General features: G+C 63.7%; 19 protein-coding genes and 1 tRNA gene. 13 read left to right on the top strand and 7 right to left on the bottom strand.

The window, feature by feature from the left end; genetic code table 11:
- Window positions 1-46: 46 nt before the first annotated feature.
- The 3 genes from kynA to ABZ293_RS22195 all read right to left on the bottom strand — a co-directional run bounded on the left by kynA (window position 47) and on the right by ABZ293_RS22195 (window position 4,183).
- Complete coding sequence (gene kynA, locus ABZ293_RS22205; protein WP_355183372.1) at window positions 47-994, bottom strand: tryptophan 2,3-dioxygenase; 948 nt, start codon at window positions 992-994, stop codon at window positions 47-49.
- 784 nt (window positions 995-1,778) lie between these two features.
- Window positions 1,779-2,426: a response regulator transcription factor gene (locus ABZ293_RS22200; RefSeq protein WP_355183370.1), complete on the bottom strand. Its 648-nt coding sequence runs from the start codon at window positions 2,424-2,426 to the stop codon at window positions 1,779-1,781.
- A complete protein-coding gene (locus ABZ293_RS22195) occupies window positions 2,426-4,183 on the bottom strand; it encodes a histidine kinase (RefSeq protein ID WP_355183368.1) in 1,758 nt (585 codons plus the stop codon). Before ABZ293_RS22195 ends, ABZ293_RS22200 begins: the two co-directional genes overlap by 1 nt.
- A 414-nt stretch (window positions 4,184-4,597) precedes the next feature.
- Between ABZ293_RS22195 and ABZ293_RS22190 the strand changes: the two genes are divergently transcribed.
- The 9 genes from ABZ293_RS22190 (at window position 4,598) to ABZ293_RS22150 (ending at window position 19,001) form a co-directional block, all read left to right on the top strand.
- Window positions 4,598-5,275 (top strand): VC0807 family protein, encoded by a 678-nt coding sequence (locus ABZ293_RS22190; RefSeq protein ID WP_355183366.1) that lies wholly within the window; start codon window positions 4,598-4,600, stop codon window positions 5,273-5,275.
- Between the two features lie 545 nt (window positions 5,276-5,820).
- Complete coding sequence (locus ABZ293_RS22185; protein WP_355183364.1) at window positions 5,821-8,751, top strand: AAA family ATPase; 2,931 nt, start codon at window positions 5,821-5,823, stop codon at window positions 8,749-8,751.
- A 354-nt stretch (window positions 8,752-9,105) separates the two neighbouring features.
- Window positions 9,106-9,531 carry a threonyl-tRNA synthetase editing domain-containing protein gene (locus ABZ293_RS22180; RefSeq protein ID WP_355183362.1) on the top strand — a complete coding sequence of 142 codons (426 nt, stop codon included), beginning with the start codon at window positions 9,106-9,108 and terminating at the stop codon, window positions 9,529-9,531.
- Window positions 9,532-11,100: 1,569 nt separating this feature from the next.
- Window positions 11,101-11,490 carry a sigma factor-like helix-turn-helix DNA-binding protein gene (locus tag ABZ293_RS22175; RefSeq protein ID WP_355183360.1) on the top strand — a complete coding sequence of 130 codons (390 nt, stop codon included), beginning with the start codon at window positions 11,101-11,103 and terminating at the stop codon, window positions 11,488-11,490.
- A 1,814-nt stretch (window positions 11,491-13,304) separates the two neighbouring features.
- Window positions 13,305-14,051, top strand: a complete 747-nt coding sequence (locus tag ABZ293_RS22170) for a hypothetical protein (protein ID WP_355183358.1) — start codon at window positions 13,305-13,307, stop codon at window positions 14,049-14,051.
- Window positions 14,052-14,074: 23 nt separating this feature from the next.
- The gene (locus ABZ293_RS22165; protein ID WP_355183356.1) at window positions 14,075-15,661 is read left to right on the top strand and encodes an amino acid adenylation domain-containing protein; all 1,587 of its coding nucleotides are present in this window, start codon (window positions 14,075-14,077) and stop codon (window positions 15,659-15,661) included.
- A complete protein-coding gene (locus tag ABZ293_RS22160; protein WP_355183354.1) occupies window positions 15,654-16,463 on the top strand; it encodes a hypothetical protein in 810 nt (269 codons plus the stop codon). Before ABZ293_RS22165 ends, ABZ293_RS22160 begins: the two co-directional genes overlap by 8 nt.
- A gap of 25 nt (window positions 16,464-16,488) precedes the next feature.
- Window positions 16,489-17,760, top strand: coding sequence for a pyridoxal phosphate-dependent aminotransferase family protein (locus ABZ293_RS22155; protein ID WP_355183352.1), 1,272 nt, complete (start codon window positions 16,489-16,491; stop codon window positions 17,758-17,760).
- Window positions 17,757-19,001 carry an MFS transporter gene (locus ABZ293_RS22150; RefSeq protein ID WP_355183350.1) on the top strand — a complete coding sequence of 415 codons (1,245 nt, stop codon included), beginning with the start codon at window positions 17,757-17,759 and terminating at the stop codon, window positions 18,999-19,001. Before ABZ293_RS22155 ends, ABZ293_RS22150 begins: the two co-directional genes overlap by 4 nt.
- Window positions 19,002-19,542: 541 nt before the next feature.
- Here the strand turns inward: ABZ293_RS22150 and ABZ293_RS22145 are convergent.
- Window positions 19,543-20,556 carry an aminotransferase class I/II-fold pyridoxal phosphate-dependent enzyme gene (locus ABZ293_RS22145; RefSeq protein ID WP_355183451.1) on the bottom strand — a complete coding sequence of 338 codons (1,014 nt, stop codon included), beginning with the start codon at window positions 20,554-20,556 and terminating at the stop codon, window positions 19,543-19,545.
- 341 nt (window positions 20,557-20,897) lie between these two features.
- Here ABZ293_RS22145 and ABZ293_RS22140 point away from each other — a divergent pair, with 341 nt between their 5' ends.
- From ABZ293_RS22140 to ABZ293_RS22130, 3 genes are all read left to right on the top strand, one after another.
- Window positions 20,898-21,410 (top strand): YbaB/EbfC family nucleoid-associated protein, encoded by a 513-nt coding sequence (locus tag ABZ293_RS22140; RefSeq protein ID WP_355183348.1) that lies wholly within the window; start codon window positions 20,898-20,900, stop codon window positions 21,408-21,410.
- A 445-nt stretch (window positions 21,411-21,855) separates the two neighbouring features.
- A complete protein-coding gene (locus tag ABZ293_RS22135; protein ID WP_355183347.1) occupies window positions 21,856-22,116 on the top strand; it encodes a hypothetical protein in 261 nt (86 codons plus the stop codon).
- Window positions 22,089-22,367 carry a hypothetical protein gene (locus tag ABZ293_RS22130; RefSeq protein WP_355183345.1) on the top strand — a complete coding sequence of 93 codons (279 nt, stop codon included), beginning with the start codon at window positions 22,089-22,091 and terminating at the stop codon, window positions 22,365-22,367. The genes ABZ293_RS22135 and ABZ293_RS22130 overlap by 28 nt, the downstream gene beginning before the upstream one ends.
- Before the next feature lie 95 nt (window positions 22,368-22,462).
- Here ABZ293_RS22130 and ABZ293_RS22125 read toward each other — a convergent pair.
- Both ABZ293_RS22125 and ABZ293_RS22120 read right to left on the bottom strand, forming a co-directional pair.
- Window positions 22,463-22,536 (bottom strand) — tRNA-Pro (locus tag ABZ293_RS22125).
- Between the two features lie 94 nt (window positions 22,537-22,630).
- Window positions 22,631-23,383, bottom strand: a complete 753-nt coding sequence (locus ABZ293_RS22120) for an acyl-ACP thioesterase domain-containing protein (protein ID WP_355183343.1) — start codon at window positions 23,381-23,383, stop codon at window positions 22,631-22,633.
- A 137-nt stretch (window positions 23,384-23,520) separates the two neighbouring features.
- Here ABZ293_RS22120 and ABZ293_RS22115 point away from each other — a divergent pair, with 137 nt between their 5' ends.
- Window positions 23,521-24,039, top strand: coding sequence for a DUF5666 domain-containing protein (locus ABZ293_RS22115; RefSeq protein WP_355183341.1), 519 nt, complete (start codon window positions 23,521-23,523; stop codon window positions 24,037-24,039).
- Between the two features lie 7 nt (window positions 24,040-24,046).
- On the opposite strand, the gene ABZ293_RS22110 is transcribed toward ABZ293_RS22115, so the two are convergent.
- Window positions 24,047-25,054 carry an LLM class flavin-dependent oxidoreductase gene (locus ABZ293_RS22110; protein ID WP_355183339.1) on the bottom strand — a complete coding sequence of 336 codons (1,008 nt, stop codon included), beginning with the start codon at window positions 25,052-25,054 and terminating at the stop codon, window positions 24,047-24,049.
- Window positions 25,055-25,074: the final 20 nt, after the last annotated feature.

The following is a 25,074-nucleotide window of genomic DNA, read 5'->3' as shown; positions in this document are numbered from 1 at the left end:
GCTGTCGAAGATCCATGAGCCTAGTTCCCGCTCACGGCAGGCATACTCAAAGAATCGTCCTCACGTGCCAGAGCTCTGGAAAAAACGTGACATCCAGAACCTTCCGCAGATACTGCACCCCGCTCGTTCCGCCGGTCCCCTGCTTGAGACCGATAATGCGTCCGACTGTCGTCATATGACGGAAGCGCCATTGCCGGAACATGTCCTCGAGGTCAACGAGTTGCTCGGCCATCGCATACAGCTCCCAGTGTTTCTGCGGCTTGCGATACACCTCGATCCACGCATCTTCAACCGTTTGGTCGTGCTGCGTCGGCTGCGCCCAATCTCGCGCGAGCCGCGCGGGCGTAATCGGAAAGCCGCGCCGAGCCAGCAGCAGGACCACCTCGTCGTACAACGACGGCGCGTCGAGCATCGCGCGCACCTGAGCGAGGACCTCCGGACTGTGCGCATACGGACGGAGCAGGTGCGAGTTCTTGTTGCCGAGCAGAAATTCGAGCTGCCGATATTGATAGGACTGGAATCCAGACGATTGCGCGAGATACGGCCGTATCGCCGAGTACTCCGAGGGCGTCAGCGTGGCGAGCACATTCCACGCCTGTACGAGCTGCTCGAAGATCCGTGCCACCCGAGCGAGCACCTTCAACGCGGGTGGCAGCTCGTCGCTATGGATCGCCTCGAGTGCCACACGAAGCTCGTGAAGTACCAGTTTCATCCACAGCTCGGTCGTCTGATGCTGGATGATGAACAGCAACTCGTTGGGATCCGGTGACAGCGGTTGCTGTGCGCTCAGGATCGCCCCGAGAGACAGATAGTCGCCGTAGCTCATCGCATTCGGACAATCGAGCGTCGCGTTGTCGTCGCCGACGGGCTGGTCGGCGCCGCTTGGCATACGCGGCGTTCCACATCTGGTGGACTCACCCGAGAACGGGCAGCTCACCGATGCGCCGTCGCCGCGCAAGCGCATCCGGGCAGAATTCACGATCGTGTCCTCCATGAATCAAACTGCGAATGATCGAAATTCGAGTGCACCGCCCACCGGTGGCGCGGGCGCACACACCCGTCCGTGGGCCAAGGTGCTCGTCGGATGCGAAATGCCGCGTGCCAGAAGGTGATCGCCACAGTCGCGGGAACAACCCATTCCCCGTATTCAAAGCCAAATGCGATGGGATTTTCGGGGTCGACCGACCTGTCGGCGTCGATACGCTTCATTGTTCGAGGGGCCGATGCGAGCTCGGGACTTTTCGCCTCGATCGAATTCTGTTGTAGCGCGAGCAAACGCTAGGAGCATGCTTGGAAGCTCAACCGCTACGCGGTCGCCGAAGTTGCCCGGGCACCGCTCGGGTGCGAGATCTTGCAAGCAGCCGAGGCCTCCTTTCTCACCTATCGGCGTCACCGAGACTAGGAAGACCGGAATGGTGAGACATCCGCCATACTGCGGAACACGGAACGTAGCCAGGCAACCCGGCAGCGACACAGTCCGGCCCGACATGGTGGGTGCGTCCAGATATGCGAGAAGTGGAGCGTAGGTATCGCGTTCGGGCTACTAGGCCTCGCGCAGGCATGGTCCCAGCGATCGTGAGTCCGAGGATGCGGTGCTTTTCCGGGTAATCGAAGCGACCCACGATTGGCTGCGTGGCAATCCGGGTGCACGCTGCGCTGTGCGTAGCCGGGCATGTGATCTCACGCAGCGGGTATGGCGGCTAATGCGAGCGGCAGGTGGCTGTTCCAATTCAAGTACGCGATTGGGGCCGTTGGATGGCACACACGATATTCCCGTCTCAGTGGTTGAGGTAGGTGAGGACGGCAAGGACTCGGCGGTTGGTGTCATCAGATTGGGCGAGGCCGAGTTTGGTGAAGATATTGGCGGTGTGTTTACCGATCGCACCCTCGCTGATGAAGAGGCGGCCGGAGATCGCGGTGTTGGAGCAGCCTTCGGCCATGAGGGCGAGGACTTCTCGCTCTCGGGGCGAGAGGGTGGCCAGGGGGTGATCGCGGGTGGTGGTAGTGGCCACAAGTTTGGCGATCACCTCGGGGTCCATGGCGGTGCCGCCGGACGCGACGCGGCGGATCGCGTCGATGAACTGGTCGGCGTTGAAGACTCGATCCTTGAGCAGGTAGCCGACCGCGCCGGTGCCGTCCGCGAGAAGCTCACGGGCATAGAGCTGTTCGACATGTTGGGACAGGACCAGAATCGGGAGGCCGGGGCGTTCTCGGCGGGCCTGCAGGGCAGCCTGTAGCCCCTCGTCGGTGCAGGTCGGTGGAAGACGAACATCCACGATCGCCACCTCGAACGTGATATCCCGCAGGGCTTTCTGCAATTCCGGACCCGTTGCCACGGCGGCGACCACCTCGAATCCGTGCGCCTCGAGCAGGTGGGTCATGCCGTCTCTGAGCAGGAAGAGATCCTCGGCGAGGACGATTCGCACTAGCGCTCCGCGGTCCGGTGTCTATGTGGTACTTCGAATATTACGACGGTCGGGCCGCCAGGCGGACTGGTGAGAATCGCGCGACCGTCGAAACTGGCGAGGCGACGCTCGATGCCACGCAGTCCGCTGCCACGCGTCGGGTCGGCGCCCCCTGCTCCATTGTCATGGACGGTGACTCGGAGCAGGTCACAGGCTTCGTGCAGGCCGATCAGAATCTGGTCGGCACAGGAGTAGCGAACAGCATTGGTCAGCGCTTCGGCGATGGCGAAGTAGAGGGCGGATTCCACCGGGGCGTCCACCGGCGTGTCGAGGGTGGCGTCGACCTGAACCGGTATCGGGCTGTCGAGGGCGAGCGCGCGGATCGCATCGACAAGACCTCGCTCGGCCAGCACCGGTGGATGGATACCGCGGACCAATCCCCGCAGCTCGGCCAGCGCCGCCGCGGAGGTGTCGCGCGCCTGTGCCACCAGGGCTTTCGCGGCGACGGGATCGCGGTCGATCAGGACTTCCACCGTGCTCAGAGTCATGCCGACCGCGACCATGCGAGCCTGCGCACCGTCGTGCAGATCCCGTTCGATGCGACGCAGTTCCGCGGTGAGTGTGTCGGTTGCGGCCGTACGAGTTTCGGTGAGCTGCTCGACCCGAACCGCCAGCTGTTCCCGCTCCGACCGTAGGCGGGCGTGAGCTGTGGGAACCAGGAGCAGTCCCAACCAACGGCCGTGCAGCCGCAGCAGCGGCGGAGCCAGCACGAAACCGGCTGCAATCAGGATCGGGCCGACAATAATTGCCGCCCATACCGACCCGAAGAGCTCTCCGTACCAGGGCGACAGCGTCGTGCCCAGCGGAGCCTGCAGCACCGGCAGTGTCAGACCCCACAGGCCGTAACCAATCGATGCCACTGGCATAAACATCGGCAGCCCGGCCAGCGGCTGGCAAGCCAGCCATAGCAGATCCCGCCAGGTCGCGGGATCGAACCACATGTTGCGCGCACGCGCGACGAGACCAGCCCAGCCAGTTGCGGGCGGAACCGCCCCGTCGCCTGCGATCCTCGGTCGTCGCGGATCGCAGGCATAAGGCCGCGGTAGGTCGCGACTGAACCAACTGAATCCCCACTGCCGGAACATATTGGGCAGCCATCGCCCCCATGCCACCACCCACATGGCGACCACCGGTCCGGTGAGCACTACCGCCAGCAGACAGGCCAGCAACAGCAGCGGAGCCAGCAGCGACAGCGCACCGAGGACCAGACATCGGATGCTGGACAACAGCCCGACTCCGAACCGGCGACGCCACACGACTGCCCGCGTGATCGCCGCCGCTGAGGCCGGTCCAAGCAGCAGCCGAGTCCATTTTCCATGCAGCATGAGCATTCTCGGTGCGAGAAGCACACCTGCGACCACGCACAGCAAGCCCGCCACCAACGCGACGATCGGTGTACCCGCCACGACCGCCGGTTGCAGCACGAGCATGGCAGCCCCTGATCCGATCAGCGCGGACGGAGCGATCGCCAGCGCACCGCCAACGATCGGATCCGTCAGCGCCCACACGAGGTCCCGCCAGGTCGCCGGATCCGTCCAAATCCAACGGGAACGCAGCGCGAATGCCGCCGTTCGCGCCGTCGGGTATACCGTGCCGTCCGAGGCGTGGAAACGGGTGTCCGCACCGCGCACCGCTATTCGCGGTGCCGCGCGGTAGGGATCGGCGACGGGCACCCGCGACCAGGTGCCCGACAACCGGCGCGCCAGACTGGTCACCACGCGAGTGCGCTCCACAACGGGCGGAAAGAAAAAGATCAAACCGATGCAAGCCAGGGCGATCGCCAGGAGCTGGGTCGCGGCTGCGAGTACTTCGAGGGGACCAAGCGCGAACCGAGCCAGACCACAGCAGAGGGCCCGAATACCCGCACGCGCCTGTCGCATTCCGACCTCCTCGTTTGTGCCAGCCGAGTTCGTCGGCCGCTGTCGACGACGCTTTCGTCTGGCCTGATCGGGGCGCACCGCCCGCGGTCTCCTCGAGTGTGACCCACATCAGTGCCCTGTGCAGGGGCCCTCGGTCCCGGAGCAAGGTGGGGCTATCCCTACCTGGATGGAGTGCCAGCCGGATATCCGGCATGCGATGCCGTCCGTAGCTTCGGTCAGGAAACGAATTCCGCCGAGTGTGTAGGACATCCGATGAATTCATCCGTACCGACGGTGCCGAACCGTGACGTCACATCACCCGATCCTCGGCGCACCGCAATCATCAATATCGGAATCAATGTCATTGCGCCCATCGCCCTGTACTACGGGCTGCGCGCGGCGGGGGTTGATCAATGGCTCGCGGTCACCCTCGGTGTGATCCCACCGACCGTCCATGCCTCATGGACGGTCGCTACTCAGCGTCGCGTCGATGCGCTGGCGCTGTTCACGATGAGCATCATTGGGCTCAGCCTCGCAGCCTCGTTCATTACCGGCAGCCCCAGATTCGTTCTCGCCAAGGACGGCTGGCTCACCGCGATCGTCGGCCTGTGGATGTGCGCGACGTTGCTGCGGACCCCGTTCTATTTCCAGATGGTGCGCACACTGACCACAGGAGCGATGCGTGAACGCGTCGAAATCTGCTGGGAGCGTTCGAGAACTTTCCGGCGGGCTATGGCGTGGGCCTCCACGATCTGGGGTGTCGGTCTGATCCTGGACGCGGTGGTGCGGGTCGTGCTCGCCTACACCCTGCCCGTCGACCAGGTACCGCTTGTCAGCGGCCTGCAGTACATCGTGGTCTTCGTCGCCTTGGAGGTGGGTAGCCTTCGGGTCGTGCGCAACTCGCGCACACGCGCCAAGGTCGCCGCCGAGGCGGGCCTGCCGTCGGATTGATGCCGACCGAGAAGCTCGTGACGCTCTCGGCAAGCGAGTGATGTCGTAGTAGCCGAAACCGTTGAGCCTATGCATCTGTCGCCGCTCGCACAGCCTGACGCCACTGTTGACGGTCAACTTGGCTATCGCGCGAACAATGACAACAATCTGATCAACTAGCAAATCAGGAAACCCTGGATCGCCGCAGACCCAACAACGATCTACGGCCTTGCGGAACAAAGTCGCAGAGTCGATACCCTGCCGCCGATCCCAGGCAGGACACAGACCGATCGGACTGTTCTTCCCTCGAGCGCGACGCTTCCATCTCCGGGGCTGCCCAATGGTATTGCCGTTCACGAATTCCCTGGTCCGAGAAGGAAATCGGCGGAGACCGTCAGTGTCGGCAACGTCACCGCCCACGCCGTCGAGCGGCCCCTGCGCGATGACATTCGCCTGACCGCGGTACCTCAATCGGCCGCCGATCGTGGCGGCGCCCGGCGACGTGCAACCGATGGCCTTGTCCCACACGAAGAACGCTGTCCAACGTGAATGCCCAGGCCGGAGAAATGGTAGACAGACCACCCACCATCAGGTCCTCGGTCGACGTGCCGCAGCATCGCGGCTTCAGTGACTCGGCCGAGTCCTCGCGACCCCCACGACTCGTCGGACAACTGGTCGGACGCACAGCCGAATACGATCGGATCACCGCGCTGGTCCGAGGCGTCGGCGCGGGGCGGGGGGCGATCGCCATCGTCGAAGGCGAGCCAGGCATCGGGAAAACATCACTCCTGGCCGCACTCGCACAACTGGCCGCGGCACAGGACGTGAAGGTCCTGCGGGGCCGAACACGAGAACTCGAACAACGCGTTCCGTTCGCGGCAATGAGGTCCATACGTCCAACAACCGGGACGGTCGCATCGAGTTCCGGAAAGCCGATTCCACTGGAGTACCCCGCCCCGTCCACCGACAAGGGCGAGTTCAGCCGGGAACTGGCTACCAGCGAGTGTTTTCTCGCCGCGACCGAAGCCTACTGTCGTGCGGCAGGGCCCGCGGTCGTGATCCTGGACGACGCGCAGTGGGCCGACTCGTCGAGTCTGTTCACGCTGCGGCGGTTGGGCGAAGCCGTCCAACGCATCCCGCTGGTGATCGTGGTCGCCGTCCGGCCCCTGCCGCGAGAAAGCGAGATGTCGGCGTTGCTCGCACAATACGCGTCGTGGGGTGCCGAACACCTGCGACTGGGCCCGATGAGTGAGCCAGAAGTGGCCGCATTGGTCGAGATCGCACTCGGCTCGCCCGCCGGGCCCCACTTGTCCGCCCTTGTGTCCGGTGCCGGCGGCAACCCGCTGTACGTGATCGAACTGTTGGCGGGGTTGATGCGAGCCGAGTTGATCGAGCTCGGCGAAATCACAGCGGAATCAGGGGATTTCACGGTCGGCGGGTCGGGCACTCTACCGCTGCCCCGATCACTGACCGATGCGATCGCGCGGAGACTGGACTTCCTGCCCTCGCCCGCACGTCAGATCCTGCCGATGGCAGCGGCATTGGGCCCCGGCGTGGAAGCGATCGAATTGGCCACGGTGCTCGACGCCGCACTCATCGATGTGTGGACGGTGATCAGCGAAGCCTTCGAGGCCGGCCTTCTGGTCCGTGTGGGAGCCGAGCTGGTGTTCCGGCATGAACTGATTCGTCAGGTGCTCGCCGAGCAACTTCCCACGTCCACACGCTCGACACTGCGGCGGCGGGCTGCACGGATACTGATGTCGATGGAGGCGCCCGTCGAGCGCATCGCGGCCTATCTGCGGACCAACGATGCGCCCCTGGACACCAACTGCTTGGAGTGGCTGATCGACGTCGCCGATACTCTGATGACGCGGGCCCCGCAGCTTGCGGTCATTCTCCTGACGAGAGCGAAAGCCACTGCTGGGCTCGATGCCGAGCGTGGTAACGCATTACAGGTGCACCACGTGCGTGCTCTGCTGTGTAACGGCGAGGCAGCACAAGCCGAAGCGGCGGCGCGACGGGCGCTGGCCGAAGACGCCGCTGCCGTAGCCGGTCGGCCAGACCAGACCCACGACTCGCTGCTGTGGCTCCTGGCCCACGCCTGCTTCGTGCAAGGGCGGGTGTCCGATGCGCTCGCTGTCGCGGAATCCGCACTCACCCGGACTGATCTCACGCCACAACAGCAGGGTCGGTATCGCGGATTCTGTGCGCTGTCCTACGTTCTCCTCGAGCGATTCGATGCCGCCGAAGAAGCTGCGGCACAGGCCGTTTCGATCGGTGAAGCCTCCGCGGATCCCGTGACATCGGAGCTGGGATACGCTGCACTCGGCGCGTTGCGGTTCAACCAGGGTTTTCTCGGCGAGGCACAAGAACTCGGGCACAAGCTGACGCAGGGACACGACGCCGACGACGGCGGACGCGCGCCCCTGTCTTTGCTCGCCCCATACGCACTGACCGGTCAGTGCCTAACCGAACTCGACCGGCTGCCTGCCGCGGAGAAGACACTCGGCCAGGCGGTGCGGTACAGCGAACACAACAACGGTCTGCACCTGCCCGCCACGCTGCTGGAGCTGGCGCGCCTGCACTTCCTGCAGGGCCGGTGGGACGATGCCATGACCGATCTGCGGTCCTGCCGAGACGCACCGGACGTGTTCGGCCAGCTGCCCGCAGTGGAATATTTCGTCGCCCTGATCGCCGTTCACCGCGGCACCTTGACAATTACCGCGTTGCCGCCTGCTCCGAACCGTCGTGCAGGCAGTCGTAGCTATCGGCATGTGCACTCCTGGGTCGACGCCCTGGCCCACGAAGCGCGCCGACCGGACCTTGCGCTGAAGACGATGGTCGACGCCTGCGCCGCAGCCGCAGCGGGGCCGAACGCGGCCACGATCTATCACCTGTACCCCGATATGGCACGGCTGGCAGCAATCACCGGACGCAGTGATGTCGCCGATAAGGTCGCGTCGGCAGCGGAGGAACTGGAATCGCGTTACTCGACACACAGCCGCCACGGCACTGCGGCACTGTGCCGCGGGCTGGCAGAGAACCGCCCCGCCCTGCTGCGCGAGGCCGCGCGATCGTTCCGAGAAGCGGGTCGACCGTGGTACGAGGGGCAGGCACACGAAAACTTGGCCGCGCTGCTTGCGATGTCCGGCCACCTCGACGAGGCGAGGGCCGCCCTCGGCGACGCCGTCGAGAGGTATACCGGATTAGGTGCGCAGTGGGACATCGCACGAGTCGAAGCGCGCCTACGGGAGTACGGGATTCGTCGAGGACGGCGAGGACCTCGCAATCGCCCCAAGTCCGGCTGGGCGGCGCTCACACCGACCGAACGCAAAGTCGCCGACCTGGTAGCACAGGGATGCTCCAACTCCGATATCGCGACCACCATGTTCTTGTCACCACGCACTGTGCAATCGCATGTGTCCAGCATTCTTGCAAAACTCGACCTTCAGTCACGAGTTCAGGTGGCGGTGGCCATGACTCGTCAAAATTCATGAGACGCGTAAAGTCCACCTCCACAACATATTTCGGCCCGGCGGCCGCCGCTGAGCTGGGTTTCTGCGATCCGCCGCAGCAACGCACAGCCGACACGCGGCCCGCCAACCGGCGGGGCACCGCAATGGGCCCGCTGGGTCGAACGCTGGCACGAACAAGGTCGTGTGTTGGCGGATGTCTCGGGTTAGGCGATCAGTGAGACTGCCTCCTGTGACCGCTAGAGCACTGATCGACTGCTCGATGCCCGCTCGTTGTGGGAGCGTTGGACCATCGTCAGGGTGGACATTCTGTAGAGCCATACCGCGCTGGCGCGCAGGCCAAGATCGGTTGGCCCGCCCCGTATCGGAGATGACCGGGTGGTAATCTTCTCGCTGCAGTGTCGGATGTTCAGCTACCGGACTGTTTCGCCTACGCCATATGCAATCGACTTGAGCTCTGAAGAGATTGATGCGGTACAGGACTACGACAACTGCTTATTCCTGTTGGTGGGCGTGGATTCGGGTGATTCAGCCGCACGACTCAGGCCGGCGGCAAAGGCGATCCGCAGGACAATTCGGCAAACGGGCGTCAAAAGCGTTGTTATCAATGGCTTCGCGGGCTTGTCCGCCGCCCCGGCCGATCCGGAGGTATCCGCCGCGCTACTGCAGAGTTTGCGGGTGAGAGTCCACACGTTGGATCCGGACGTTGAAGTCCATGTGATGCCATTCGGATGGCGGAAGGACTGGACGATGGATGCCGTCGCCGGGCCATGGTCGCAAAGGTGCCTGCATCTGCATTTGTAACGTCTCCGGTGACCACTGCTCGGCGATTGTGTCGTGTTTCAATTACCGTTGATGGTCGAAGTCGAGCTCCTTCAGCGATTCTCGGAGCGGGAACCTATACGGCGACAACCTATTCCACTCTACGAGCAAGAGTGAACAGCCGCGCTTGCGATCGCTGGTCGCGGCGTTCGATCCCACCAGCCGTGCACACCTGTCCTGCGCATGCGCCAGGGGCCTGGGACTGACCACCTTCCCCTTCGGCACCGAGTTGGCCGGCCGGATCCGAGCCGGAATGTCCAGCCCGGTCCGCGCCGCAAAACGATCACACTGGTCACTGCCGCGATGCCCCAGGATTCGCCGAGGCCAGCTGAGAGCGCGGGTTCGATTCCCGGCGGCTCTCACTTCGATCCTCAACCCTCGCGGCTCCACATCCCACTCTGCACGACCCAGATTCCGTGGGCGCCTTGGGTCGCCGGCTGGCTGAGGTTCAAGCCGACCTTGCCGCCGTCGCTATTGGTGACGAAGACGATCGTGGGGGCGTCGCCGCTAGTTCGGACGTTGGTCCAGCCGAATCGGCTCTGCACGAAAGTCTTTGCGACTTGAATGCGGTCCAGCCGCCAGGGCTGGTGGCCGCCGTCGACGGCTTTCTGCAAGTCGGTGATCTGCTGTGCACCAAGGCCTTCGCCGCCGAAGGGCGTCCCTGACGGTGGGTACGAGCTCGAGTTGGGCTGCGTCGATACCGATGTAGTGGGTTGCGGGGCAGGCGATTCCGGCGACGTGGGCGCCGCCGAGGGTGTGTTCGGGTCGCCGCTTCCTGACAGGGAAGATCCTTCGCCACTACCCGACTGGGAGGGACCGGCGCCATTGCCCGACAGAGATGGGGTGCCGGCAGCCGGCGAAGAGGGTGCGGTGACCACAGTCGATGCCGTTGTCGACGACTGGCCCGTCGGCGTCGACGTAGTCGTACAGCCACTGATCGCTGCCGCGGAGGTGAGAATGTCGAGAACTGCCGCCATGACTCGCCGATAGAGCAGGCCACGAGGGGACAGACCGCGACCAGGGATGGTGTTGTGCATAGAACTCCTCGATTAGAAATCGGATTCCCGACTGGCCTCCATCGGGTGGCATGCCGCACCACCCACCGGTGACGCGAGCGCACACACCCAGCAGTTGGCCAAGATGCTCGTCGGGCGCGAAATATGCTGCGCCAGAAGGTGATCGCCACAGTCCTGGGAAAATCCATTGAACACCCGCATTCAAAGCCACGACGGCAATTTCGGGGTTCGACCGACGCCAGCGTCAATACGCTTCACTGTTCGAAGGACCGATGCGAGCTCGGCCGACATTCGCCTCGATCGAATTCGGTTGTACCGCAAGCAAACAGGAGCTTGCCTGGAACTCAACTCAAGTCAACCCCTCCGCGGTCGCCGAAATTGCCCTGGCACCGCCCGGGTGCGAGATCTCGCAAGCAGCCGAGGCCTCCTTTCTCATCTACCGGCGTCACCGAGACTAGGAAGACCGGACGGGTGAGACATCCGCCATGCTGCGGAACCTAGCCAAGCAACCGGCAACGACACAGTCCGATCCGAAATGGTAGGGGCGTCCAGATATGCGAGAAGCCGAGCGCTCATAGTTCGGGCCGAGCCGGGGCCTGACCCATCGCGATTTCGTGCGCATGGCGTTCATCGTTGCCCTGCAGCACTTTCACCCAGACAGCGCGCCGTGCTGATCATGTGCGACGTGTTGCGATGGCGTACCGAGGAAGCCGCCGCATTGCACGGGATCACAGTCGCCGCGAACGGGCCGCTTTGGCCGTCGTGGCCTCCAACCTGGTCATTCCACTCCTCCACCGAGATAGACGCGCCAAGCGTGTGGAACCCAGCGCACGATCCACGTTGGGCCCCTGCGGATTCGCGGGGAGTGATGCAGGTCGGGCCGACGGACCCGCCCTACACCTGCTCCATGGCTATCAGCCGATAGCAGTTGCGCAGATCATCACCCGGCGGCGCCAGTAACCAACGCCGCGTTACGCCGACCGGGAATCGTCACCCTGATGTCAGCGTCTGCGGTGCCGTATAGCTCCGGCGATCGGGGACGTATCAGCCGCAGTGTCCTCCGGTGATAAACCAGTTCCCTCCCGTTAGCGGGGGAGGAAGCAGCTGACCTTCCCATTGGATGCAGGTTTGGGGCGCATACACATAGATCGGCCCTGCGTAGGTCGTGTAATTTCCGCGGTCCTCCTTCAATTAGCTGGTCCCCACACCCGCCAGCATCGGAATCGCTTGCCCCGGCTGATCCCTCACTGTCACAACACAATTCCACCCATCCTTGTATGTGAGGAATGTGGTACCGCCCGTGAGGTCGCGGTGGTCGATGACCGTATAGCCTGACCCGCACGCTCCGTTGTACGAGGCGGCCGAGGCAGTGCCACCGCCGACAATGACGCCACCGCCGATCAGTGTTGCGACGCTTGCCACAAACCCTGCAATGGCCCTCGATGTTCTCATCCCAAACCTCATCATTTCTCTTGAATAAGAACGGTTCTCGTGCGCTCGGAGTCTAGGCATCGGCCGGCTCGGAAAGATCCGACGCTCATGGTGCAGTCCTTTTCATGTATCGATCAGAGTTTGCCGCTGCCACTAAGGCAGGGCGGCGGGTGGATCCGCCGTAGATGCCGCAGAGGGCGAGGTACTGCTCGCGAACACGTAATAATCCGGCTGGGCGGACAGGTCGCTCCAGGCTGGCGGACATGAATTCTCCGGATCGGCGGACCTCTGGATCTGCGGGACACCTGTGAACAACTGCGAACCGGGATCTTGTCGGGCACCTTCGCTGGCGGTGTGTGTTCGCTCGCCAACTGCGTCGACGAGATCCCGTTGGCCAGGTCCAGCAGCAAGATCAGGGAGCTGCCGAAACCCGATGCGGCCGACGCCTGCAGGACTTCGCCGTGCAGGGAGCCTCCGGTATCCGCCATCCGCATCGCGGCGTTGTGCACGGCAGTCTCGAGCTGGCCTGGGACAGGTAGTGACATATGGAGAAAGTTCTGCACAGTGCATGCAGTTTCCACCCTGCCCATCGTCCCCCTCGCTCAAGGTTCATCCGGCGACCAGCATCGCTGAACGTGCGCACTCAGATATCCGCCAAAGCACCGAAGAAGGCGCTCCGCTCCGGAAGGGCATCACAGGCACCCGACCACACCGGAATCGGTGCAGTCCCGGTGAATCGCGCGTACACGTCCTTGGGGCGAAAACCGTGGTGCCCCAGTGGTTCCACCAGGCGACCCCCAACTTGGCAGGATCGTGTCGCGCAGCACCGGTGCTGCTCCACGTCGAGCATGGCCGCACCACCTGCCAACCACGGCACGCCGCTATCCGGAATGGCTCAATGACCCCGGATACGGAAGGCCGGAAATTAGGTGTAGTGACGGATGTTGTTTCCGATCCGATGTAGCACGGTGGACAAATGGTGCTGGCTCCGGGAAACGACAGCGGTAATGGGGGATGGTCGGCATACGGGTTCGAGGTGGACCCCGCACAGCTGTTCGTGGTGGCCGGCCGGATGGGCAGGGCCTTCGACGACTTCAACTACGCCGTGCCGCCGTGTTTTCGTGGCGAGGATGCGGGATACGGAACGTTGATAAAGGTCTTGCCATGTGCCGCTATCCATCGGTACAGCACCCAGCGTTATCGCCGCAATTCGGCGGTCCTACCCGACCTAGGGCTAAATGCCCATTACCGGGCAAAGAAGCATCGCGACAACCCATCTGATATTCCACGGTCCAGCGTGGATGGCTTGTGCTGTCACTGGACCTCATCTCTTGGGCTGCTTTATGTCTGCACAAAGATAGGGGCAAAACCATAGAAACGATAGAATCGAGAAGGTATCGACACGGGCTGGTGCCGGTCGCCGTAGAATCTGAGGTACTCGATTCCGACTTCTTTCAGGATATGATGGAGCAGCCCGCAGTGGATGTAGTAGCTCCGCTGCTGTCGGAAGAATCCCGGTTGATCACCGAATTAGCCAATGCGATCGGTTTCCGCGGAACGGTCGCCGGCATCGGGGATGCCACTCAGACATACCGGAAGTTGGCCATGCGTTTGGGAGGGGATTACGTTTGTATCGACCCGCGACTGCGGCCGTTACGCGTGGCATCCACGCAGGCCGAACTATCCAATGCCGCTTTGTTGCTGTCGAGGAAATTCGGCCAGCTCGATCGGTCGAACCTTCCAGCTGGTGCAATATTGTGGATCTTCCCTTTCAATCTCTATTCCTATCTACCCACGGCGCCGGATGATTTGAAATCGGTCTGCCGAGTCGGTGACGTCGTGGTGATATCAGCCTGGAGCGATACGCCGCACGCAATCGCTCTGCGGAAACGCTACGATAGCGTGCTCGCTGAAATGCGAGGCTCGCTGGCGCCGACTGCCGCTCGCAGAACCGTCGCCGCGCCACTGCCCAGATTCGCTCACTACGGCGTGGCGCGGGGGAATTTCGTGAATCTATACATATATCTCGTCCGAGACAGGGCTGAAATAGCTTGATCGACAATACGAATCGAGAGCCTGTGTACAGGCTGCTGCATGATGTGCTCCGAGGTAAGGCCGAATCCATCCCGAACGTTGTGGCGCTACGGCATGAATCCGGCATTGGATTGACCTACGCTCAACTGGACGCGCTGTCTGTGCGGTGGGCCAACTATCTGACCGAACTCGTGGGCGACGGCCGCAGGAAACGTCCGTACATCGCGGTTCTGGCCCCGGTCGGGCCGGACTCCGTGGCGGCGATTCTCGGGCTGTTGCGGGCTGGATTCGCCTATGTTCCGCTGGACGACCGGTCGCCGTCGAGCCGGCTGCGCAGCGTCCTGGAACAGGCTTCGATCGAGGTACTGATCGCGCATCCAGCCATGCTGCGGGATCGTCCCGAATTGCTCGGGTATCCGGCATTGCGGGAGGTGGTTCTGTGTGCACAGGGTGAGGTATCCGGTGCCACCGCGCAGGAGAAGGTGCTCGCCGCCTCGACCGAACCGCCCAGCAATCGCAACATACTCAGCGAGGATCCGGTATATGTGCTCTACACGTCGGGGTCCACAGGTGTCCCAAAAGGAATCATGCACACCCACAGATCCGCCTGCGCATTCGTCGAATGGATGCAGCGCGAGTTTCAGCTGACTTCGTCGGATGTCGTGATGTCGCGCGCGCCATGGCATTTCGACCTATCGGTCTTCGACGTGTTCAACACCCTCGCCGCGGGCGGGACTCTCATCACCTACGACTGGACGCGACCGCGCCACGGCGACGAACGTCACCGCGCCTACGTAGACCTGCTCACCGAACAACAGGCGACGGTGCTTTACACGACACCGTCGACATTCATCGCTCTACTGCAGCGCGGCGGTCTCGGTAAGCGCCCGACACACCTGCGTCAGTTGATGTATGCCGGCGAGCCCTTCCCGATCGCGGCGCTGCAAGCATTGCGGCGAGGCTGCCCGCAGGCGCGTATCGCCAACATCTACGGGCCGACCGAAACGAACATCATCACCTGCCACAGAGTGGATGACCAAGATGTCGCAGCGTACGACGCAATTCCGCTGGGGCGGGAGGTGGACGATGTCGAGATCGTCCTGGTCGACGACACGGGGGAACTGTGCGCCCCAGGAGAAATCGGCGAGCTCTGGTGCCGCGGCGCCCCGGTGACCGTCGGCTATCTGGGCATGCCGGAGCAAACCGCGAAACATCTCGTTCGCAGCCCTTTTCACACCGCACCGGCGTGGTTCTGGCGGACCGGCGATCTGGCAGTTCGCGACGCGGACGGAATTCTGCATTATCGCGGACGACGTGATCACATGGTCAAGGTGAATGGTTTCCGAGTCGAATTGGGCGAGGTAGAAGCGACCGCCGCGTCATACACCGGGGTGGAGATGTTCACCGTCGTCGCCGTCGCGTCCGACGATTCGCAACCATCCGTCCAATTACACGCGTTCTACACTTCACCGTGGAATCCGGTCCCAGCAGAGGCGCTCCGAGAACACCTTGCGGATAAATTGCCGCAGCACATGGTGCCACTCACCCTGCGCCGGCTGGACGTCATGCCGATGACCTCCTCCGGCAAAGCTGACCGCACCACCCTGACCGATATTGTGCGAAATGGTTGACAAGCGGGATATCCACACGGCCATCCGGCTCAACAATCGTGTCTGGTGGTGTCTGTACTACGACGAGTTATACGAATCCGATCACTTCCAGTGCACTTTTATGCGCAACGCCGATGACGGCTTCTACAACTGTGCACAGGCGATCATCCGCGCCGACGATGAGATCCTGGATTTCGTCGCGAAGTTTTACGAGCCGAACTTCGCGCCCGCGGTGTACGTCGACCCGGCGTCGCCGGAAGCTCTCGTTTCGATGCTCCACGCCCGCGGATATGTTCCGGTGCCCGACGAGCGCGAGTTCTGGTATCGCTACGATTTGCGCGACGATCTCGGGCACGAAGCGGTGCTGAAAGTCGACTCGAAGCGCGTCGAGGTCCTTCGAGTCAACTCGGAACGCCCCGAACTGGACGATTTCGTGCAGGTCGACCAGGAGGCCAACACGCTGCCGGACTCGATCGCGGCCGATATTCATCGCAACCTGCGACGACGGCGCTTGGGCGACGTCGAATGGGTACTGCTGCTAGCGCTTCTGGACGGGAAGCCGGCCGCGACAGCGGCAGTCGGGCTCTGCCAGAACATGGCCTTCCTCGCCGAAAGCGGGACCGTGCCCGGCGCCCGGCGCCTGGGCCTGAACTCGCTGTTGAACCGGACACGATTGCAGGTTGCTCGCGATGCCGGTGCGAAAGTCGCGTTTGCGACCACCAGCCCGAACACTACGGCCCGGCAGACGAAGGTCGGATTGGGATTCGACCTCGCCTGGACGCGCACCTATTTCCGATATGCCGGACAACGACCGGCTCGGTGAATATCGAATCTGATTGGTGGATTACATGAGTGAGATAATGGATCGGATCATCGAAGAGAACAGCCGCGAGAATCGGCGCACGCTGATCGGTGGAATGTTCTCCAGAGTGCGGCAATACGATGTCACCGCCCTCGAGGTACGCGGACGCCAAATCCGCGTCACACCCGACCACTGGGTGACCGATTTCGCCTCTTGCAACTATCTCGGCCTGGACCTGGATCCGGAGATGACAGCGACCGTGGCGGAGTCGATCGATCGGTGGGGAGTGCATCCGAGCTGGTGCCGCCTCGTCGCCAGCCCCGAGCTGTATGTCGAACTGGAGGAGCGGCTCGCGAAACTGGTGGGCACCGAAGCCGCGCTGATTCTGCCGACAGTGACACTCATTTCGATCGGCGTCATTCCAGCGCTCGTCGGCAAGAACGGCGTGCTGTTGTTGGACAAGTCCGGGCATGAAACTATGTACGAGGCGGCGAAGATAGCCAGGGACAACGGCGCGACACTGGCCAGCTTCGTGCAGGGGGATCTCGACCGACTCGCGACCCTGCTCGATCAGCACCGGGCCAACCCTCGCAAGGTGATCCTGGTCGACGGTGTGTACAGCATGACCGGCGATCATGCGGATCTGCACGAGCTGCTCCGGCTGGCCGCGGAATATCACGCGGTCGTGTACGTCGACGATGCGCACGGATTCGGCGTGGTAGGCGAAAACCCCAGCACAGCAACACCATTCGGACAACGCGGTAACGGCATCGTGCGCCACCTCGGTCTCGACTACGACAACGTCCTATACGTCGGCGGGTGCTCGAAGGCGTATTCCTCACTAGCCGCGTTCGTCGCCTGCTCGAAGAAGATGCAGACGTTCATCAAAACCTTTGCCACACCCTACGATCTGTCCGGCCCATCGCCGACGGCGTCACTTGCGACTCTGTGGTCCGGGTTGGATATCAACGACTCCCGCGGAGACGTCCTGCGCGAGCGGCTCTGGAAGCTGACCGATCACGCCGCGCGCGGCATTCGCGAACTTGGCTATCGGATTGATAACCGCACCGGATTCCCTATCCTGTCGGTCGAGATCGGTGATCCCGATATGTTGGCCACGGCGGCGAACCACTTGTTCGACGCGGGGATCCTCGTGACCACTTGCCCATATCCCATGGTCGCCCGAGGACAAGACGTCTTGCGCCTGACGTTGACCGCCGCCAATACCGATGCGGAGGTCGACCACCTGATCGCCGCGTTCAGCGGATTGCGGGAGCTGCTGGGCGGTAACATCACCGCCGACGCCTTGCCTGCATGACACAGGTCGAACGCGCGGCCCAGGGCGAGAATCGAGTTCCTTCGTACGCGATGCTACTGCGGCACAAGGGTTTTCTCGCTCTGAGCGCGACGACGGTGTGCGGTCGGCTCGGCGAATTCAGCACACAGACAGCGTTGTTGCTGTTCGTGCTGGAGCGATTTCATGCCCCCGGCCTCGCCGCATCGGTCATGGTGTGCCGCCTGGTCCCGGCCGTGGTGGTGAGCCCGCTCGTCGGCGCCCTGTTGGACCGCATGGCGCCCCGGCGGCTGATCCGGGCGGACCTGGCGACCGCCACCGCGGTGCTGGCGTTGCTGGTGCTCCTCGATGCGATCGGCCAGCTGTCGCCCTGGGTTCTTTTGACGGCCGTCGCCGCCGGTTCCTGCACAAGTCCACTCTCGGTTGCCGGCGGGCGGTCGCTCGTTGTCAAGGTCCTGCCGGAAGACCTGTGGACGCGCGCAAATGCCGTGGACAGTGCGACCTACGTCGCCGCGACCCTGACCGGACCACTCCTGAGCGGTGCCGTCGTGGCCGCGGCGGGCGGGCGTTCCGCACTGGTCGTCGCCGCAGTTGTTTACGGCCTCGGAGTAGTGATCGTTCGGGACGCGCCCGTTCTGGAGGCGCCGCCGGTGACACGGTCGCTGCTGGCGGACACACGGCTCGGCCTCGCAACGTTGATCGGCAATCGGGCGCTGCGCAACCTCACCGTCGTCGTCGCCCTGTTCAACATCACCAATGGCGTCTACGAACTTGTCGTGCCGATCGCGGCGGTACGCGACTACGACAACGGCGCGCTCTGGGTCGGATTCTTTTTCGCTACCGCCGGAGTGGGCGGCATCGTGACCGGCCTCGTCGCCGGGCATCGCGACCTCGAGGGACGAGAGTATCGGGCGATCGGCGCGAGCGTAGCCGCCACTGGTGTGGGACTCGCGCTGTTCGCACTCGCAGGTAACCCGACGACAGCATGTCTGGGCATGCTCATGGTCGGCGCGGCCGGCGGCATCTTCGATGTCGCGTTTCTCTCGGCACGGCAACGGTTCACCGATCCCTCGTCCTACGGTCGCGTCGTCACCGTTTCGAGCGCGATCAACCTCGCTGGTGCACCCGTCGGCGCGGCCGTCGTCCCAGTACTGCTCGCACTGGACGGCGGCGACCGCACGGGCACCACAGCATTGATTCTTGCCGGCACAGCTTCTGTGCTCCTCGCCGCGGTTGTCTGGGTGTTTCCACCGCGCCAGGATTGAAGTACTGGCGCCTCCAAAACTCCCGCGCCAGGCGTTGGCCACAGGGCAGAACACGTCATGTGGGATTCGGGTTCGTTGCCCGCTCAGAACTGACCTGCCGACGTGGCGAGCGTGCGCCGCATTGCCGACGGCGGCTACTCGACGCTGCTGGTGCCCGACTCCCGCAGATGCAACCGGCGCCCGGTCCCATGCTGGCCACCGTTGCGGCCCTGACCGACCTGCGTGTGGGCACGTGGGTGTACGCCTCCCGCTGCGCCTGGCTGCGGCGTGGGAAGCGCACTCGCTGTCGCTCCTGACCGAGGGTCGCTTCGAGATGGGCATCGGCTACCAGCAGACCGGGAATCGAGGACGAGCTGCGCGACAAGGGAATCCCCGCCATGCCGCCGCCGTCCCCTCCGCCACGATCGACAGTGCCTGGTAGGCGCGCGGACTGGGCACGCACGCCTGGGCACCCCACCACGCGCCGGACCGGCAGCGGGCGGAGTCGACGGTTAGCAGTCGAGATATCACGACGCGGCGCGAGGGCTCAGGGCCCGAATGGCTACCCGGTGACGTGCGCGCGAAGCGATGCCACAGCAGCTTCGAAGTCGGCCAGCTCTTCTTCGAGCGGTGTGGCTATACGGACACCTGCCACGCGTCCCGGCTCGGCCGGATCGAAGGGGCGGGTGACGAAGCCGTAGGCCAAAAAGGTGTCGGATACCCGATTCGGTTGCGGTGTGAGGAGAAACCGGAAATGCGTGGGCGACGGTGTCACCTCGCCGATCCCGGCGTGACGCAACAGTGATTCCATACGATCAGCGCAAAAGCGCAGCCGCAGAGTCGATTTCGATACCCAGCTGGCGCCGGCCGAACTATCGGAGCCGTCCAGCGCCGCGACGGCCACCATCGAGTCCAGCAGGGACAGCGGCCAGGTCATCATGCGGCGGGCCACCACGCGCCGCAACTGGGCATCCCGAGTCCAGAGCGCACCGCACCGCGCACCGCCGATCCCGAATACCTTTGACGGGCTGCGCAAGACGATCACGTTCGGCAGGTCGATTCCCAGCATGGCATCGGCGGGATCGGCGAGGAAGTCGATATATGATTCATCGACCACCAGGACGGCTTGCGGATAGTCGAGACACGCGCGAGCCAGGTCCACCGTGCTGATTCGGACCCCGGTGGGATTGCACGGATTCGACAGCACCACGTATCTGAAGTGGCGCATCCCATCGCGGAGGCGCTCGAGCCGATCCTCGGGCGTGTCGGAGACAGTGAGCACGTGCGGCATGAGGTGTGTGGTGAACGCCTTGATGATCTCTGTGTAGTCCGGTGCGATGATGGCGGTTTCGTCGGGCGGCAGTACGGCAGCCAACACTCCGATGAACTCACTGATTCCCCGCCCCACAACGAGATGGGCGGGGTCGACTCCGAGGTGCTCCGCATAGGCGTGTCGGAACTGTCCTTCGGCCTCGTATGGGTGCGCTCGCAGCATCCTCGGATCGAACGCCGCCAATACCGAGCCCACACTCGTAGGTGGACCCAGCCGATTGACGCATGTACCGAGGTCTATCACCGCGTTCGAGACCGCCGTCGGAAGCCCGCGCAGATCACCACCCTGCCGCTCCGCCGATATCGTCAGGCTATCGATTACAAGTTCAAACTGCGTCACGTGCCAGCCTCACCCTTCTTCTGTGCGCAGGCCGAGTAAGGCCCGCACAGTCTGTGTGGGCCTGTGCAGCCGACGCTTCGATGGTGGCTCGGCCACTCGAAATTCGAATGCAAGGACCTGTCACCGCAAAGGTTCGCAGTCTGCTCCCGCAACAACATCCGCAACAACCACGAACTGCAGCACAGACTCGGCTATTCCGCGCCGCGGCGGATGTTCCGGACGCGAATCGCCTCTAGCCTTCCCCTATGGGGCTGGAAGGCAAGCACGGAACATCAACGGTATCCGCATCGGCGGCAGACGGGCGAGTGGTGGTGGAAGTCGACTGCAACGGCAAGATCCTCAGCACATGGTTCGCACCGGAAGCCCGAGAACTATCGCCCGCTGCACTCGGGGATGCCGTCACCTGTGCCGCCCGGGCGGCTGCCAGCAGGGCAGCGCACGCATCAGGGGTGGCCATGCTGACCCTAACGCAGTTGACAGTTCGTGATCGTACCGCCATTACCGAGTACACCTACGAGATGTCGAAGCTCGTCGAGGAATACGGCGGAGAAATCCTTGCCGTATCGAACGGTAATGGCGAGTGTGTCGAAGGAGCCTGGCGCACGAGCACCCTCGCGAACCCCGATACCGTCATCCTGCTGCGCTGGCCACATTCTGCCGCGTTCCACGAGTTCTATCAGTCGACGAGTTATGCGCCTCTTGCCGTCCGACGACGGCGGGCCGCAGACAGCCACATCCTGTTGTTCGACGACATCTGACGGCAGAAAAGGTCTACTACGACCGCACCCTTCTGATGAATGTGTCTGAGGTGCAGGTGGATTCACACCGCCGACACCCATGGAGATATGCGGCGACGACCCGGACGGACACGTTGTAGCGCAGACCCGCTCGCTGCCCGAGTAAGCCGCACGCAGTCTGCCCCACGGTGGCTCCGACGCCGACACGGAGGGTTACGTATCCGCCGACCACCACTCCGAAACACCCGTGACTCTGCCCATGGGGTGCCAGTCCCGCGCATTCTCCGTGCGAATCGCCCGATCGCAGCCACACCAATGCCCAGTCTCGCGCGGGCCCGCGGACTGTAGGCGGGAGTGCCAGGTATCTCCTCGCCACGGGCCCAGGCTCCGACCTGGGCGCGGAAGGCGGGCAATGCTTGCTGGTCCTTGAAGTGCGAACACCTCGTGTGGGCGCATACCGGTCCCGGTGATCACGTCGATCACACTGCTCTTGGACGACATTGAACTCGACGCGCCAGACCCGTATCTCGATATCACCGGAACCCTGGTCGAGGCCAAGGGAAAGGGCACCGGCGGATGGGTGCGCAAAACGGCCCCGAAGACCGACAACAGCTGGCGCCGGATTCTGCTGCCCTCGTACACGATCGAGGCGATCCGCGAGGCCATCGAGCATCTGAAGACCTCAGGCAGCCGAATCCGATGGGGTTGCTGCTCCCGTCGCGAGTAGGGACGCTGCGCAATCCCACCAACTTCGGCAGGATCCGGCGCGCTGCCCGCGGCGACAGCTTCGCATGGATCACTCCGCGAACCTTCCGCAAGGGGGCTGCCACCGAGGTCGATCGGGAGTATGGAGACCCGGAACGCGCGGCACGCCAACTGGGCAACACGACGGCTGTGGCCAAGGGCCACTCCATCGACATCCCCAAGACCGTGCCGGACAGTCGGGACGTTCTCGCGCGGTGGGCACGAGGCGAATGAGCTCGAAAATCTGAGATTTTGATGGATAGGCTGAAATCCGAGCCCGACCCGGATATGGGAAGCCCCTTCCGACCGAGGTCAGAAGGGGTCTGTTGTCGGGATGACAGGATTTGAACCTGCGACCACCTGACCCCCAGTCAGGTGCGCTACCAAGCTGCGCCACATCCCGTTGCGCCCGGTTGTGGGCGCTCGAAAAGATTACCCCAGGGGTGGGCGAGACGCCGAATCGCCTGGTTATCGGTGTGGCGGGTGGGGTGGGTGGGTCAGCGCGGGGTGACGCGGGCGGCGGCTCGGGACTCGTCACCGACGGCGAACCAGACGTCGAGGGCGGTGTCGTCGCGGCGGCCGATGACGCGGACCCGCTCACCCGCTTGCAATGGTTTGGTGTATTCGATGACGGTGCGGTGCCGGCCGGATTTGAGGTCGGTGTGGGCGGCCAGCATTTCTTCCAGTGCGCTGAGATAGACGGCGTTGTTGACATGGTCGAACCAGTCGATATCGGCGATGCGGAGCGGGAAGGGTAGCTCCTGGGTTCCGGGGCCGGTGGGTAGCGGGTCGGTGAGGGCCGCTTTCCAGCGCAGGCGGTGTTCGGTGGTGCCTGCGAGCATGGGTGCCATGAAGCGGTCGCTCATGCGGGCGGGGACACCGGATTCGGTGCCGAAATGGATGAGAAATCCCTCGGTTTCGACCAATCCGCCCTTGCTACCGCAGATTTGGACACGCATATTGCACCAGCGGTTGGACAGGGCCGAGCACCAGCGGCGCAGCGTGACGTGTTCGCCGAATTCGACGGGCTCGAGAACATCGATGACGGTGCGACGGACCACCCAACCGCGGTGGCTGTCACCGTCCTCGACGGCACCGAGGTGTTCGAAACCGATGTCCTGGAGGTAGCGGGCAATGGCGTCGAGGCGCAGGCGTTTGTCCCGGTCGGTGTCGGCGAGGCGGACCGGCCAGCCTGTTACGAACGGGGTTCCGGTGCCAGGGCGTTCCGGCAACACACTGGGAATGACCATGAACGGATAATGCCAGGTACTGGTCGTCCAAGTCCGCGCCGACCCGCCGTCGCGAGCGCCCGCGTCACGATCACCGTGTCGAGATGCTCCCGTCAGTGGTGATAGCCGGTCGCACTCGGTTACCTAACGTTGAAGGTATGAGTTCACCGGCCACCCCGTGGTCGAACCAGCCCAAGGGCCTGCCTGCCAAGGAGTCCAGCGGCAACGAGCTGGCAGTCGACCGGGTAATACTCACCGCCATCACGATCCCGTCCGATCGGCCGCGCCGACCCGATATCGGCATGCTCACCGGAACCACCCTCGCGGTCGCACTGGTGTTGCTCGTCGGCTTCCTGCTGACGGGCCGATCCGGAGATTCGGCAACGGCCACCAGCGTATCGGCAACGGCCACCGGCACCGCCATGCCCGCGAACGAGGTCCAGGCCAACCGCGGGCTGACCATCGGCAAGGTCATGGCCAACGATGGCAAGACGGTGACCGTGGCCGGGCTACTCGGGGCGAAAACCAAAGTGCACATCAACGCCGCTACCCAGGTGCTTGTCCTCAGCGCCACCAGCATGTCGGATGTGAAGGTCGGCGCCGAGGTCGTCATCCACGGCAACAAGGAGGCCGACGGCTCCATCACCGCGAATTTGATCGTCGGCGCCGAGCTGTGAACAGCGGTTAACGAACGACCGGCTCGTCCGCGGCCATGGCCGCACCGGTGAGTTCGACGGACCGGAGTCGATCGTCGATTTCGGTCGCGTGATGGGCGACGATGAGTTCGTCCGCGGCGATGGATCCCGCAAATTCCGCCAGGTAGTCCCGAACTTCGGCGGGTGTGCCGACCGCGGTGTATCGGGTCATCGCGCTGAGCTGGCTGCCGTTGGGCGAGGCGAGGAATGCGTCGATCTCCTCGTCGCTGAATTCGGCGCCTGCCGCACCTCGCCTGATCATGGCCCGTGCGCGCGCACGGTAGGCGACCGCCTTCTGCTCCGCCGCCGCATCGTGGTCCTCGGCGGCGAACACATTGACTCCGGCCATCACATACGGCTCGGCCAGTTGCTCCGACGACCGAAAATTGTCGCGGTAGACGGCCACCGCCTGGTGCAGCGCGTCGGGCGCGAAGTGCGATGCGAAGGCGTACGGCAGGCCGAGCTGCGCGGCGAGCTGCGCGCCGAACAGTGACGAACCCAGAATGTAAAGCGGCACAACGCCTTCCGCCCGCGGCACGGCCTGCACTCCCGGCACTCGCGAGTTCCCCGTCAGGTAGCCCTGCAGCTCCAGTACGTCCTTGGGGAAGGAGTCCGCCGATGCCGGGTCCCGGCGCAGCGCGAACATGGTCTTCTGGTCGCTGCCCGGTGCGCGGCCGAGTCCGAGGTCGATCCGTCCGGGATACAACGTCTCCAGGGTGCCGAACTGCTCCGCGATCACCAGTGGCGAATGGTTGGGCAGCATGATGCCGCCCGCCCCGAGCCGAATGGTGTCGGTGTGCGCCGCGACGTGACCGATGAGAACACTGGTGGCGCTGGATGCGATCGAGCGCATGTTGTGGTGTTCGGCGTACCAGACGCGTCGGTAACCGCTGCGCTCGGCGACCCGGGCCAGCGCGACGCTGTTATCGAAGCTGTCGCGCGCGGTCCGGCCGGGTGCGATCGACGCCAAGTCGAGGATCGACAGTGCGGTGGGCATAAGACGCTGCCTTTCGAAAA

Origin of the sequence: Nocardia sp. NPDC005998, assembly GCF_040614395.1 — a bacterium.
Lineage (GTDB): Bacteria > Actinomycetota > Actinomycetes > Mycobacteriales > Mycobacteriaceae > Nocardia.
Note: the sequence above shows the minus strand (reverse complement) of the source record. Positions and strands in the feature narration are given on the sequence as shown.

What these genes read in the sequence shown, in the direction of transcription:
- ABZ293_RS22130 (WP_355183345.1), top strand. Translation starts at nt 22,089, where the DNA reads ATGGGGTTGCTGCTCCCGTCGCGAGTAGGGACGCTGCGCAATCCCACC.
- ABZ293_RS22160 (WP_355183354.1), top strand. Translation starts at nt 15,654, where the DNA reads ATGGTTGACAAGCGGGATATCCACACGGCCATCCGGCTCAACAATCGT.
- ABZ293_RS22115 (WP_355183341.1), top strand. Translation starts at nt 23,521, where the DNA reads ATGAGTTCACCGGCCACCCCGTGGTCGAACCAGCCCAAGGGCCTGCCT.
- ABZ293_RS22155 (WP_355183352.1), top strand. Translation starts at nt 16,489, where the DNA reads ATGAGTGAGATAATGGATCGGATCATCGAAGAGAACAGCCGCGAGAAT.
- ABZ293_RS22185 (WP_355183364.1), top strand. Translation starts at nt 5,821, where the DNA reads ATGGTAGACAGACCACCCACCATCAGGTCCTCGGTCGACGTGCCGCAG.
- ABZ293_RS22140 (WP_355183348.1), top strand. Translation starts at nt 20,898, where the DNA reads ATGGGGCTGGAAGGCAAGCACGGAACATCAACGGTATCCGCATCGGCG.
- kynA (WP_355183372.1), bottom strand. Translation starts at nt 994, where the DNA reads ATGGAGGACACGATCGTGAATTCTGCCCGGATGCGCTTGCGCGGCGAC.
- ABZ293_RS22110 (WP_355183339.1), bottom strand. Translation starts at nt 25,054, where the DNA reads ATGCCCACCGCACTGTCGATCCTCGACTTGGCGTCGATCGCACCCGGC.
- ABZ293_RS22175 (WP_355183360.1), top strand. Translation starts at nt 11,101, where the DNA reads ATGGTAGGGGCGTCCAGATATGCGAGAAGCCGAGCGCTCATAGTTCGG.
- ABZ293_RS22120 (WP_355183343.1), bottom strand. Translation starts at nt 23,383, where the DNA reads ATGGTCATTCCCAGTGTGTTGCCGGAACGCCCTGGCACCGGAACCCCG.
- ABZ293_RS22190 (WP_355183366.1), top strand. Translation starts at nt 4,598, where the DNA reads ATGAATTCATCCGTACCGACGGTGCCGAACCGTGACGTCACATCACCC.
- ABZ293_RS22150 (WP_355183350.1), top strand. Translation starts at nt 17,757, where the DNA reads ATGACACAGGTCGAACGCGCGGCCCAGGGCGAGAATCGAGTTCCTTCG.